The sequence below is a fragment of the Clostridium sp. SY8519 genome, assembly GCF_000270305.1.
In the GTDB taxonomy this organism is placed as follows: domain Bacteria; phylum Bacillota; class Clostridia; order Lachnospirales; family Lachnospiraceae; genus SY8519.
The window spans coordinates 265,133-278,482 of the sequence record NC_015737.1; the positions used below are offsets into that span (position 1 = coordinate 265,133).

9 protein-coding genes and 1 pseudogene are annotated in these 13,350 nt (G+C 51.8%); all 10 read right to left on the minus strand.

The annotated features are described in order from the left end of the window. Nucleotides 1-11: 11 nt before the first annotated feature. Nucleotides 12-440, minus strand: a complete 429-nt coding sequence (locus CXIVA_RS01405; RefSeq protein ID WP_013976218.1) for a PaaI family thioesterase — start codon at nucleotides 438-440, stop codon at nucleotides 12-14. Between the two features lie 21 nt (nucleotides 441-461). Next, nucleotides 462-1,499 (minus strand): DegV family protein, encoded by a 1,038-nt coding sequence (locus CXIVA_RS01410; protein ID WP_083835045.1) that lies wholly within the window; start codon nucleotides 1,497-1,499, stop codon nucleotides 462-464. 241 nt (nucleotides 1,500-1,740) lie between these two features. Next, nucleotides 1,741-3,372: a chaperonin GroEL gene (gene groL / locus CXIVA_RS01415; RefSeq protein ID WP_013976220.1), complete on the minus strand. Its 1,632-nt coding sequence runs from the start codon at nucleotides 3,370-3,372 to the stop codon at nucleotides 1,741-1,743. Between the two features lie 51 nt (nucleotides 3,373-3,423). Then, the gene (locus CXIVA_RS01420; RefSeq protein ID WP_013976221.1) at nucleotides 3,424-3,696 is read right to left on the minus strand and encodes a co-chaperone GroES; all 273 of its coding nucleotides are present in this window, start codon (nucleotides 3,694-3,696) and stop codon (nucleotides 3,424-3,426) included. A 236-nt stretch (nucleotides 3,697-3,932) separates the two neighbouring features. Further along, on the minus strand, nucleotides 3,933-4,712 hold the full coding sequence (locus CXIVA_RS01425) for a Cof-type HAD-IIB family hydrolase (protein WP_013976222.1): 780 nt from the start codon (nucleotides 4,710-4,712) through the stop codon (nucleotides 3,933-3,935). 30 nt (nucleotides 4,713-4,742) lie between these two features. Beyond that, the gene (locus tag CXIVA_RS01430; RefSeq protein WP_013976223.1) at nucleotides 4,743-6,068 is read right to left on the minus strand and encodes a folylpolyglutamate synthase/dihydrofolate synthase family protein; all 1,326 of its coding nucleotides are present in this window, start codon (nucleotides 6,066-6,068) and stop codon (nucleotides 4,743-4,745) included. A gap of 150 nt (nucleotides 6,069-6,218) precedes the next feature. Next, nucleotides 6,219-8,237 (minus strand): sodium-translocating pyrophosphatase, encoded by a 2,019-nt coding sequence (locus CXIVA_RS01435; RefSeq protein ID WP_013976224.1) that lies wholly within the window; start codon nucleotides 8,235-8,237, stop codon nucleotides 6,219-6,221. A 129-nt stretch (nucleotides 8,238-8,366) separates the two neighbouring features. Beyond that, a pseudogene (locus tag CXIVA_RS01440) lies at nucleotides 8,367-10,606 on the minus strand (DNA topoisomerase (ATP-hydrolyzing)). 17 nt (nucleotides 10,607-10,623) lie between these two features. Next, nucleotides 10,624-12,543 carry a DNA gyrase subunit B gene (locus tag CXIVA_RS01445; RefSeq protein ID WP_013976227.1) on the minus strand — a complete coding sequence of 640 codons (1,920 nt, stop codon included), beginning with the start codon at nucleotides 12,541-12,543 and terminating at the stop codon, nucleotides 10,624-10,626. Nucleotides 12,544-12,565: 22 nt separating this feature from the next. Next, a complete protein-coding gene (gene ung, locus CXIVA_RS01450) occupies nucleotides 12,566-13,240 on the minus strand; it encodes a uracil-DNA glycosylase (RefSeq protein WP_041727536.1) in 675 nt (224 codons plus the stop codon). Nucleotides 13,241-13,350 lie beyond the last annotated feature (110 nt).

The following is a 13,350-nucleotide window of genomic DNA, read 5'->3' on the forward strand; positions in this document are numbered from 1 at the left end:
CGCCGAATGCCTTATTCTGCCAGCAGTTCCTTGTCTTCAAGAACCGACAGATGAAAAAACGTGAATGTGGCAAAGGCTATGATTTTGTCATTTTCATTGGTAAGTACCACTTCATATACACCGGTTTTTTTCCCGCTTTTGATTTCCCGGGCTTCTCCGATTAACTTGCGGCAGTTCATGGCCGGATTCAGATAGTTGATGGTTCCGGACAATGTGGTCACCCGATAGCCCCGTGTCGTGGCAGCCGTGCCTGCAATGGTATCGCACATGGAAAACAGTACGCCCCCATGGGTGGAACCGATGGGATTTCCGTGGCGGGAGGGATCCAGCTCCAGCTCACCCCTGGCATACCCTTCGGATGCCTTCGTAAGCTTCATCCCCACCAGACGGATAAAGGCGTTGTTTTCTACACGCTCCTTCATTAATTTGTCAAAATTCAATTTGATTACCTGTTTCCTTTATTACTTCTGTCCTGCGGCTTCCCGGGCGGCTTTCATCTCTTCTTCCGCTTTTTTCATGTTTTCCGCGGCTTTTTCCACACGCTTTTCCGCGCGCTCTACCCGTTTGGCTGCTTTTTCTTTTTCTTCGGTTTCTTTTTTGTCTGCTTTGTCCAGTTTTTTCTGTGTTCTGGAATCCAGCGGAATTGCCTTCGTGGCCGTAACCGCCAGTGAGCCGGGTCCGATATGGCAGGAAATGCTTAAAGACAGCGGCTGCATGACAATCTCATGATTGGGGAATACCTGCTGTACTTCTTCCTTGAACTTCAGCGCCGCATCCAGATCATGGGTATAGGACATGGAAATATGGATGCCTGTCCCGTCTGCCGAGCCGAATCGGTCTCTGCAGTCGTCCTGGATCTGACGGATCATAATGCTTTTCGCCTGTTTCACCGTTCTGGCCTTGGCGAAAGCGTCCAGCTTCTCTCCCTGAATCTGCAGGACCGGTTTCAGCCGGAGCAGAGTCCCCAGCGCAGCTGCCGCCGGCGTAATGCGGCCGCCCTTCTTCAGGTACTGCAGCGTATCTAACATAATATAGATACTGGATTCCATCTTGTTTTCCATCAGGGCGTCATAGATTTCCTGCCCGCTTTTGCCTGCTTTCGCAAGCATCAGGGCATCCAGAACCGACTGGCGCTGGGTCACGGAAATCCGCTGATTGTCCACCACAAACACCTTTCCGTCATAGTCCTGTGCCAGCATAGTTGCCGTCGAGCAGGTACTGGACAGCCCGGAAGACATGGGAATGCAGATCACCTCATCGTGGGTCTCCAGCAGTTTGTCCCAGGTATCCGTAAAGTCTGCGGGCGATGGTGCGGATGTATGAATGTCCGCGCCTTCGGTGAGCCGTTCATAGAATTGCTCCTGTGTCAGCGTAATATCCTCCAGGAAAAGCTCCCCGTTAATAAAAAAGGGCATAGGCATCACCGTAACGCCAAGTCTGCCGGCTTCTGCCTGTGTAATGCCGCTGTTGCTGTCTGTCAAAATCGCTATTTTACTCAAAAAACCACCTGTTTCCTTCGTAAGTGTGCGAAGCAGTTTCGCATCAATTCCTTCTGTGTATCCCTGTCTGCAGGCATACACAAAAGATACTAACATAAATATTTGTAAGATACAAGCCAGACTTCACCCTTCCGCACGCCCTTCCCGGCACAGGAAAACCCCGGATCTGTCCCCTGAGGATGCAATCCTCAAAGGGCAGATTCGGGGTTTTTCGTATCTCATTCAGCGGACAGCGGATGCATTACATCATTCCCATGCCGCCTGCGCCTGCACCGCCGGCCGGCATAGCCGGAGCCGGTTCCGGAATGTTTGCTACGACAGACTCTGTCGTCAGAAGCGTGGATGCTACGCTTGTAGCATTCTGCAGAGCTGTTCTTGTTACCTTAACCGGATCCAGAATACCTGCTTCGATCATGTCCACGTATTCTTCCGCAGCTGCGTCGAATCCGATTCCCGGTTTGGATTCTTTTACTTTGTTAATAATTACAGCGCCTTCCAGGCCTGCATTTGCCGCAATGTAGTACAGCGGAGCTTCCAGCGCCTTGCATACTACTTTCGCGCCGGTCTTCTCATCACCTTCCAGTGTGTCTACCAGTTCCGCAACTTTCTTGCTTGCATGAATGTAGGCAGATCCGCCGCCGGCGATAATGCCTTCTTCTACCGCTGCTCTTGTGGCTGCCAGAGCATCTTCCATCCGGTATTTGCTCTCTTTCATCTCTGCCTCAGTTGCTGCGCCCACACGGATGACTGCTACGCCGCCGGCCAGTTTTGCCAGACGCTCCTGCAGTTTTTCCTTATCGAAATCAGAGGTGGTCTCTTCCAGCTCGCCGCGGATCTGGGCGATTCTTGCCTGAATGGCATCTTTGTCGCCTGCGCCGTCAACAATGACAGTTTCTTCTTTTTTCACTTTTACGGATTTTGCGCTGCCCAGCATGTCGATGGTAGCTTCTTTTAAATCAAGGCCTACTTCTTCGGAGATTACCGTACCGCCGGTCAGGATTGCGATATCCTGCAGCATCGCTTTTCTTCTGTCGCCATAGCCCGGTGCCTTTACGCCTACAACGGTCAGGGTGCCCCGGAGTCTGTTGACAATCAGAGTGGTCAGTGCTTCGCCTTCAATATCCTCCGCAATGATCAGGAGTTTCTTGCCGGCCTGGACAATCTGCTCCAGAAGAGGAAGCAGATCCTGGATGTTGGAGATCTTCTTGTCTGTGATCAGGATGTAGGGATCTTCCAGATTTGCCTCCATTTTATCCATGTCTGTTGCCATATATGCGGAAATATAACCACGGTCAAACTGCATACCTTTTACCAGATCCAGCTCGGTCTGCATGGTTTTGGACTCTTCAATTGTAATAACGCCGTCATTGGTTACCTGCTCCATAGCGTCTGCAACCATATTGCCCACGTTTTGGTCACCGGCAGAAATCGATGCAACTTTTGCGATATGATCTTTGCCGTTTACGTGCTGGCTCATCTCTTTGATGGCTTTTACCGCAACTTCTGTTGCCTTTTTCATGCCGCGGCGCATTACGATGGGATTTGCGCCTGCTTCCAGGTTTTTCATGCCTTCTTTGATCATTGCCTGTGCCAGGACAGTTGCGGTAGTGGTACCGTCGCCTGCTGCGTCATTGGTCTTTGTGGAAGCTTCTTTTACCAGCTGCGCGCCCATGTTCTCGAAATTATCTTCCAGCTCGATGTCTTTCGCGATTGTGACACCGTCGTTTGTAATCACCGGTGTGCCATAGGGTTTGTCTAATACCACATTCCGGCCTTTCGGTCCCAGGGTGACACGTACGGTATCTGCAAGTTTATCTACACCAGCCTGCAGTGCAGCTCTGGCTTCTGCTCCATATTTCAGCTCTTTTGCCATTGTATATTACCTCCGAAAAAAAATATAGAAAAAAATCAGATATGTCTGTCATTACTCTACGACTGCAAGGATATCATCCTGGCGGACAATGATGTACTCTTCCCCTTCCAGTTTGACTTCGTTGCCTGCATATTTGGAATAAATTACTTTATCTCCTGCCTTTACCTGCATTTCCACATCTTTGGTTCCAGGTCCCACGGCGATGATTTCTGCTTCCTGGGGTTTTTCCTGGGCTGTACCGGTAAGGATAATGCCTGATTTGGTCTTTTCTTCTGCTTCTAACTGTTTTAATACCACTCTGTCAGCTAAAGGTACTAACTTCATTCTGCTGTCCTCCTTATTTCGAATAAGATCTGGTTTGATTTGTTAGCACTCATTTTATCTGAGTGCTAACCAACTGAGACTATATTAGTTTTTTTACCATTGAGAAGCAACTTTGCATATTACGGTATATTCCTGCTTTTTATGCTCTTATATGAATTTTTCTTCTGTTTTCTCTTATTTTCTCTTTCTTTCTCCTTCTATTCCTCTCCGCGCTGCATCCGGAATCTTTCCGCATGTCAGATCAGCTGAAAATGCTGCAGGGCATGATAGATCCCCGCCTCATGGATATCATCCGTGATATAATCCGCTGCTTCCAGCGCCGGTGTCCGGCTGTTGCCCATGGCAATTCCGTATTGGGCGTACTGCAGCATCTCCACATCATTGGCGCCGTCGCCGAAGCTGTAGGTCTCCGTCTGGTCAATTCCTGCCGCCCGGCAGACTGCGCGGATCGCGGTTGCCTTGCTGTATCCCTTCGGCACCAGCTCCATAGCCGCGCCGTCATGATCCAGGATGTGATAATCTTCTGATAATTCTTCCGCTGCCTCCCGGTAATTCAGGCCGCGGATTGCCGCGGAAAATTTCTGGCATTCCCAGTCGGCACTGTTTCCGCGAATCGGACGGATAATCGGCGCTTCCTTATGGTAAAGCCATGCGCCGTAGGGATCCCGGCAGATCATGTCTTCATCCATATAAAGCCAGTGCCGCCCCTCCATAATCAGCGGAAGCTCATGCCGGTAGCAGATATCCACGGTTTTTTCCGCCAGTTCCCGGCTTAACTGATGATAAACGATATCCTGCCCGTGATAAATCACATGGGTCCCGCACCCGCACAGAATCCCGTCAAACTCCATAGAAAGAAGGTTCGGATCATGAATATAGGCCTTGGTCCTGCCGGAATTCAGGAATACCTGATGTCCGTTTTCCTTGGCCTGCCGGATTCCTTCCCTTGTACTGTCTTCGATTTTGTGTTCCCTGTCCAGCAGGGTTCCGTCAATGTCAAAAAAAATTGCTGCCACAGTTCTCCCCTGTATGATTTTTCTTTCTGTTTATTTTCGGTCCCGATTTCTTTCCGCGTACCGCTGATACGCCGCCCGGATGTCCTGCAGATAACTCAGGGATCCGAAGGCCAGCACACAGCCCGTGCTTCCGGCGGCTTCCACCGCCTGTTCCACCGCCTGATCCATGTCCGGGCAGTAGTTCGCCTGAAAACCGACAGCCCGGATCTTCTCCGCCAGAACCGCTCCGTCCAGCCCCCGGTCATTCTGCGGCGTCACGGTATAAATCCGATCTTTTTTCGAAAACATGATGCGAATGATTTCTTCGTATTCCTTGTCTTTCAGCACACCGAAAATATATACCGAAGGCTCATGCCGCCGTACACTGTCCAGCGTTTCCCGCAGCCGGGCGGCCGCGCCCCTGTTATGGGCCCCGTCCAGCACGAAATCCGGATATTCCCCGATCCGTTCCAGACGGCCGGGGCAGCGGGCCTGTTCCAGTCCTTTGCGGATGACCTCGTCATTCAGCAGGTAGATGCTGCCGCTCAGCCTGCGTTTCAGAACATTCAAGGTCTCAATGGCGCAGACCGCGTTTTCCACCTGAAAAGTGCCGCTTAAAGGCAGATCATACTGCCGGCTGCGGGCCTTCGGATACTGAAAGGCACAGCCCTCCCGGTCCACGATCACATTGGCGGCTTCCGACAGTTCCGCCACCGTCAGTTCACAGCCTTTTTCCTTTGCAGTCTGTTCAATGACTCCCATTGCGTCCGGATGCTGCCGGACCGTCACCACCGGGCAGCCCGCTTTGATGATTCCGGCTTTGTTTGCCGCAATTTCCTGCAGTGAGTCTCCCAGCATTCCCATGTGATCCATGGAAACGGAAGTAATCACACTGACCAGCGGCTGCTTCACAATATTCGTAGCATCCAGCGTACCGCCCATTCCGCTCTCAATCACCGCGCAGTCACAGTGTTCCCGCAGAAAAATCATCCAGGCGGCCACGGTCTCCATTTCAAACGCAGTGGGATGCGGCAGCCCCTCTTCTTCCATTTCACGGCAGCAGTGTTCCACTTCTGTCATTACCGCCGCAAATTTCTCCTTTTCCAGGTTGTTTCCATTGATCTGAAACTGTTCCAGATAATCAAAAACGGCCGGTGAGGAAAAACGGCCCACACGGTACCCCGCTTCCTTTAACGCAGAGGCCACCTCCGCCCCCACGGATCCTTTGCCGTTGGTGCCGGCAATATGAACGGTGCCGATGTGATCCTGGGGATCCTTCAGCCGGCGCGCCAGTTCCCGGACGCCTTCCAGTCCCGGAACGCTGCCTCTCTGTTTCCGAATCTTCGTCAATACTTCCATTGTTTCACAGTAATTCATCTGTCTTACCCCATCTGTTGTTCTGCCTGTCTGTTCTCACAATTTACGTCCGACAATGTTCTTTTCTGCTCCCAGTGTACCATAGATTATTTTTTTCTCCATAGTATTTTATAAAAAAGAGCCGGTGCAAAAGCACCGGCTCGGATAATTTTACAGATGAATGATCCCTGCTCCGAACAGTGGAGTAAATACCAGGGATACAATTGTCATAAGTTTGATCAGGATGTTGATGGACGGGCCTGAGGTATCCTTGAACGGATCACCGACGGTATCACCAACGACAGCTGCTTTATGAGGCTCGCTGCCTTTTCCGCCATGGTTTCCTGCTTCAATGTATTTCTTGGCATTGTCCCATGCACCGCCTGCATTTGACATAAAGATCGCCATCATTACACCGGTAACAAGAGCGCCTGCCAGAAGGCCGCCTAATGCCGCGGAGCCCAGAAGCACGCCTACAATAATCGGAACCACGATGGCAATGATACCAGGCAGAAGCATCTGCTTTAAGGCAGCCTGTGTGGAAATTGCCACGCAGTTTTTGTAATCCGGTTTGCTGGTGCCTTCCAGAATTCCCTTATCTGCATGGAACTGTCTGCGGACTTCCTCAATCATCTTGTATGCTGCCTTTGACACTGCTTCCATCGTAATGGAAGAGAACAGGAACGGAAGCATTGCGCCGATGAACAGACCTACAATAACTGCAGGCTGAAGGATGGAAATGGCACTCAGTTTTACAGCCTGGGAATAAGTAACAAACAGGGACAGCGCTGTCAGCGCTGCGGAGCCGATGGCAAATCCCTTGCCGATGGCTGCTGTTGTGTTGCCGATGGAATCCAGCTGATCCGTAATGTCACGCACGCTTTCATCCAGTCCGGACATCTCTGCGATACCGCCGGCATTATCCGCAATCGGGCCGTAGGTATCTACTGCAACGACGTTGCCGGTGGTCGCCAGCATACCGACTGCCGCAAGGGCAATTCCGTATACGCCTGCAAACGCATAAGCAACGATGATGCCTGCCGCGATGAAGATAATCGGCAGTGTTGCGGACTGCATACCGGTAGCCAGACCGCTGATGATATTGGTTGCTGCGCCGGTTTCCGACTGTTCCGCGATTTTGTGTACATGTCTGTATTTATCTGAGGTATACCATTCGGTAATCTGGCCGATCAGGATACCTACAATCAGACCTGCGATAATTGCGCCGGCCGGTTTGAAGGTGCCCAGAATCGCACGGCTTAAGAGGATCGCTACCACAACTGTGATGATATTCGCGATATTTGTGCCCATATTCATGGCTTTGTGAGGATCTTTGCCTTCTTTGCCCCGTACCAGGAACACGCCCAAGATGGACGCCAGGATGCCGACTGCCGCAAGAAGCAGCGGATACAGCGCGCCGGCAATCACGCCGGAACCCTTTGCCGTCTCGCCAAAAGCGAGGATACCAAGAGATACCGCGGATACTACGGATCCAACATAAGACTCAAACAGGTCTGCGCCCATGCCGGCCACATCGCCTACGTTATCTCCTACGTTATCGGCAATAACCGCAGGGTTACGGGGATCATCCTCCGGGATACCTGCTTCTACCTTACCTACCAGGTCAGCTCCCACATCGGCTGCTTTTGTATAGATACCGCCGCCTACACGGGCAAACAGCGCAATGGAGGAAGCGCCTAAGCTGTATCCAAACAGAATGTCTGCATTGCCGGTAATAAAATAAATCATGCTGACGCCAAACAGGCCCAGTCCCACGACAGACAGACCCATAACAGCGCCGCCCCGGAATGCTACCTGCAGAGCCTTTACCATACCGCTCTCTTTTGCTGCGTTTGCCGTGCGGACATTTGCTCTGGTGGCTACGTTCATTCCCGCGTAACCGGTCAGTGTGGAGAACACAGCGCCGATAATAAAGCATACTGCCTTGCCCCATCCGCTGGCTGCGCCTTCTGTTGCGCTGATTCCGAAGCCGATGGCCAGGAATACCACGATGATGAAGATAATGAGCATCTTGTACTCGGAAAACAGGAACGCCCGGGCTCCTTCATGAATTGCGGCCGCGATTTCCTTCATTTTGTCATTGCCTTCGTCCTGTTTCTTTACGAAACGGGAAAGCCCGAAAGCAACGAGAAGAGCAATCACGCCGATGATTGGAATTATCCAGATCATAAAACTACTCCCTTCAACTTGTTTCTTGTTTCTTTTTTCAGACACACATAGTCTATCCGTGATAATAGCATAGAGCATCCGCAAGGTCAAGTTGATTCTTTATAGAAATTTTATGATTTGACACCCGACTCATCGCCTGGTTCCCCGGGTATCCCTGCGGGAAAGATGCAGACGGTTCAGGTTCACCTCCCGGTCCTTAATCCGGACCACCTGTATGTCATCCGGCTTTACCAGGTAGGCAGACGCCAGTCTTTCCCCTTCTTCCGTCTTCATTCCCCGGACGCCGATGGCTGTTTTTTCTTTTCCGGAATGTCCATGGCATGGATCCGCAGGAAGTAGTTTCTGTCTGACTGAAGCACCAGGGAATCCTCCTCCTCCACTGTGCCTGCATAAATCAGTTCATCCCCTTCGGACAGTTTGGTGGCGGCAGTGGTGCGTTTGGATACATCAAATTCACTGCCGTCCACCAGTTTGACCATTCCGTTCCGTGTGGCAAATAACAGTTTCTTTTTCCGGATTTCATTGAAACATCCCACATACAGGATCTCTTCTTCCGCGCTGGAATAATTGGTCAGGTTGTCCACAGGCGTCCCCTTGTCCCGGAACTTGCCAAAGGGCAGATCCAGCACTTTGAGCATATGCATGCTGCCCCGGTTGGTGAAGATCATAATCCGGTCCGTATTCATACAGGGCAGGACACAGCGGTGATTCTTGTCTGCCGCTTCCCGGTTCCTCTCATAGGTCGCCTTATCCACCGTACGGACATAGCCGAACCGATCCATCAGGAATGTGACTTCCATCTCTTTCGGCCCTTCTTCCCGGTAGGCCGTCTCATCCAGATCCGCGATCACTGTTTTGCGGGGAACCGCGTAATCTTTCCGGATCTTTTTCAGATCTTTGATGATGACCTTGGCCATCTCTGTCCTGCTGCCCAGCACTTTATTGTAAAACGCGATCTTCTGCAGGGTTTCTTCATGCTCTGCTTCCAGTGCCTCCAGTTCCAGACCGATCAGGCGGTACAGGCGCATCTGCAGAATCGCAGTGGCCTGACGCTCCGTAAATTTCAGGGCTTTCGCTTCCTTTTCATGGGCTTTGACCCGGAACCGGATTCCATCCGTGACCCCATGGATCAGGCAGTTCTTCGCCTGTTTCATATCCTTGGAGCCCCGCAGGATTTCAATGATCAGATCAATCACATCCACTGCCTGGATCAGGCCTTCCTGAATCTCCTTCCGGTCCATTTCTTTCTGCAGCAGATTCTGGTATTTTCTGGTATTCATCTCATACTGGAACTTCACATGATGGCGGATCACATCCAGAAGTCCCAGGGTTTCCGGACGCCCCTCCGCCACTGCCAGCATGTTTACGCCAAAGGTATCCTCCAGCCGTGTCTTCTTATATAAAAGGTTGCACAGATTTTCCGCATCTGCCCCCCGGCGCAGTTCGATGACGATGCGAATGCCGTCTTTGGAAGACTGGTTGGAGATATCCAGGATATCCGTGGTTTTCTTGCTTTCCGCCAGATGGTACACATCGTTTAAGAATTTGCCGATATTGGCTCCCACCATCGGATAGGGGATCTCCGTAATGACCAGATTCTGCTTGCCGCCTTTGAGCTGCTCGGTCTCCACCTTTCCCCGCAGGCGTATCTTACCCCTTCCGGTGGAATAGATCTGTTCCAGATCGGACTTGTTGGCCACAATTCCTCCTGTGGGAAAATCAGGTCCCGGTATAATTTCCAGCATTTCCTTTACGGAAATATCCGGATTCTTCATATAGGCAATTACCCCGTCAATCACTTCGCCCAGATTATGGGGCGGCACACTGGTAGCCATGCCGACGGCAATGCCTTCCGCACCGTTGATCAGCAGATTCGGCACCCGCACCGGCAAAACAGAGGGTTCTTTCTCTGTGGCGTCAAAATTCGGTACAAAGGTCACCACATCTTTATCCAGGTCACCCAGGTACACTTCCTGGGTAATCTTCTGCAGGCGGGCCTCCGTATAGCGCATGGCCGCAGCCCCGTCTCCCTCCACAGAGCCGAAATTCCCGTGGCCGTCCACCAGCGGAACGCTGTTTTTAAAGTCCTGGGCCATCACAACCAGGGCGCCGTAGATCGAGCTGTCCCCGTGGGGATGAAATTTACCCATGGTATCCCCTACAATTCTGGCACTTTTCCGGTAAGGACGCTCATTGCGCAGTCCCAGCTCATACATATCGTACAGGGTTCGCCGCTGCACCGGCTTCAGTCCGTCCCGGACATCGGGAAGGGCGCGGGACACAATGACGCTCATGGCATAGTCAATATAGGACTTCTGCATAATCTCCGCATATTCTGTCTGTATGATCTGCTCTTTTGTATCTTCCATACTTACTCTCCGTCTTCCTAAATATCCAGTTCGGCATCATTCGCATGTTCATAGATAAAGGCCCTGCGTGGCGGGACATCGCTTCCCATCAGCATCTCCGTCACCTCGGAAGCCATGCGTCCGTCCTCAATGCCCACCCGCTTCATCAGGCGTGTGGCCGGATCCAGAGTTGTCTCCCACAGCTGCTGGGCATCCATTTCCCCCAGTCCTTTATACCGCTGCAGGGTAAAACTGCCTTTATGGGTTTTGCGGTAACGTTCCAGAGCTTCATCATCGTAAAGGTATTCTCCCTCGCCCCTGGCCGGCATGACTTTATACAGGGGCGGCATTGCCAGATACACATGCCCTTCCAGAATCAGTTCCGGCATAAAACGGTAAAACAGGGTCAGCAGAAGGGTGGAAATATGGGCGCCGTCCACATCGGCATCCGCCATAATCACGATCTTGTCATACCGCAGCTTACTGATGTCAAAATCATTGCCATATCCTTCGGAAAACCCGCAGCCGAAGGCATTGATCATGGTCTTGATCTCCGCGTTGGCAAGCACCTTGTCAATGCTTGCCTTTTCCACATTCAGGATCTTTCCGCGGATCGGAAGGATGGCCTGATACTTCCGGTCCCTTGCCATCTTGGCCGAGCCTCCGGCGGAGTCTCCCTCCACAATAAAAATCTCACATTTGGAAGCGTCCCGGCTTTCACAGTTTGCCAGCTTGCCGTTGGAATCAAAGGAAAATTTCTGTTTGGTCAGCAGATTCGTCTTGGCTTTTTCTTCGGATTTTCTGATTTTCGCCGCTTTTTCCGCGCAGGACAGCACGGTCTTCAAGGTGTCCAGATTTTTGTCAAAAAACAGCTGCACTTCCTCCGAAGTCACTTTTGCTGTTACTCTTGCCGCATCCTGATTGTCCAGTTTGGTCTTGGTCTGTCCTTCAAACCGCGGATCGGGATGTTTGATCGCAATCACCGCGGACATTCCGTTGCGCACATCCGCCCCGGTGAAGTTCGCGTCCTTTTCCTTCAGGATTCCCAGCTCCCGTGCGTAATTGTTCATTATCGTGGTATACGCGGTCTTGAAGCCGGTGATATGGGTGCCGCCTTCCGCATTGTAGATATTGTTGCAGAATCCGAGAATATTTTCATGAAATTCCCCGGTATACTGAAAAGCGGCTTCCACCTGGATACCTTCGGCGGATCCGGAAAAGCAGATCGGCTCATGGAGTGTCTCCGCGCTGCGGTTCAGGGCCCGCACGAAGCCTGCCAGTCCCTCTTCTTCGTGGTAGACGATATGCTCCGGCTCTTCCGGCCGCAGATCATCATACAGAATGGTCAGCTTCGGGTTCAGATACGCCGTCTCATGCAGGCGGCTCTTGATCTCATCCTCTTTGAATCTTGTTTTTTCAAAAATCTCGGGATCCGGCAGAAAATTGATCTTTGTGCCGGTTTTTTTTGTTTTCCCGATCACAGGAAGCAGTCCATGCTCCAGTTCGATCACCGGATGCCCTTTTTCATAGCGGTCATGATGCACGGCGCCGTCCCGGCTGATCTCCACATCCATATAGGTGGAAAGGGCGTTTACCACAGAAGATCCCACCCCGTGGAGTCCGCCGCTGGTCTTGTAGGCGTCGCTGTCAAATTTGCCGCCGGCGTGCAGTGTGGAAAACACCAGGCGGGCGGCTGACACTCCCTTGGCATGCATTTCCACCGGAATTCCCCTTCCGTTATCTTCTACTGTACAGGAGCCGTCTGCCTCCAGTGTGACATGGATCGTATCACAGGCTCCGGCCAGATGCTCATCCACCGCATTGTCCACAATCTCGTAAATCAGATGGTTCAGTCCCTTCCGGGACACGCTGCCGATGTACATGCCCGGACGCTTGCGCACGGCATCCAGTCCTTCCAGTACCGATATGTTGTCTGCATTATATGTTGATTTTGCCATATACTATCTCCCTGTCTTTCCTCTATCGGTCTTCAATCTGCCAGTCAATGGGTTCCAGGCCATGGGACTGCAGAAATTCGTTGGTCTTTTTGAAATGTCCGCAGCCGAAAAATCCGCGGTAAGCGGACAGGGGGCTTGGATGGGGCGCCTCCAGGATCAGATGCTTCGGATTGTTCAGCATGGCTGCCTTGCGGCGGGCCGGTCCTCCCCAGAGCAGAAAAACAATGGGGCGGTCCTGCTGATTCACCGCGCGGATCACGGCGTCCGTGAACTGCTCCCAGCCGATCCCCTGATGGGAATTGGCCTGATGCGCCCGCACGGTCAGTACTGTATTCAGCAGCAGTACGCCCTGCTTTGCCCATTTTACCAGATAGCCGTTGTTCGGTATTTTCAGCCCCAGTTCATCCTGGAGCTCTTTATAGATATTTGCCAGAGAAGGGGGAATGTCCACATCCGGTTTGACGGAAAAACAGAGTCCGTGTGCCTGCCCGTCATTGTGATAGGGATCCTGACCGAGAATCACCACTTTTACCTGGGACAGGGGCGTCAGATGAAAGGCGTTGAAAATATCATCCGCAGCCGGAAATATCTTCCGGGTACGGTACTCCTGAAGCACCGTCTGATACAGCTGTCTGTAATACGGCTTTTTAAACTCTTCCGCCAGCGGTTTCGTCCAGTCATTCGTAATGGGCGGCATAACAATCCCTCCTTGCTGCTCTGCAGTCAGATAAAACAAGGTTGCCGCTCCTTCGCGGCAACCTGTATATTATTGCAGAAAAAAAGAATTTCCGCAAGTTTTCTCGAAAA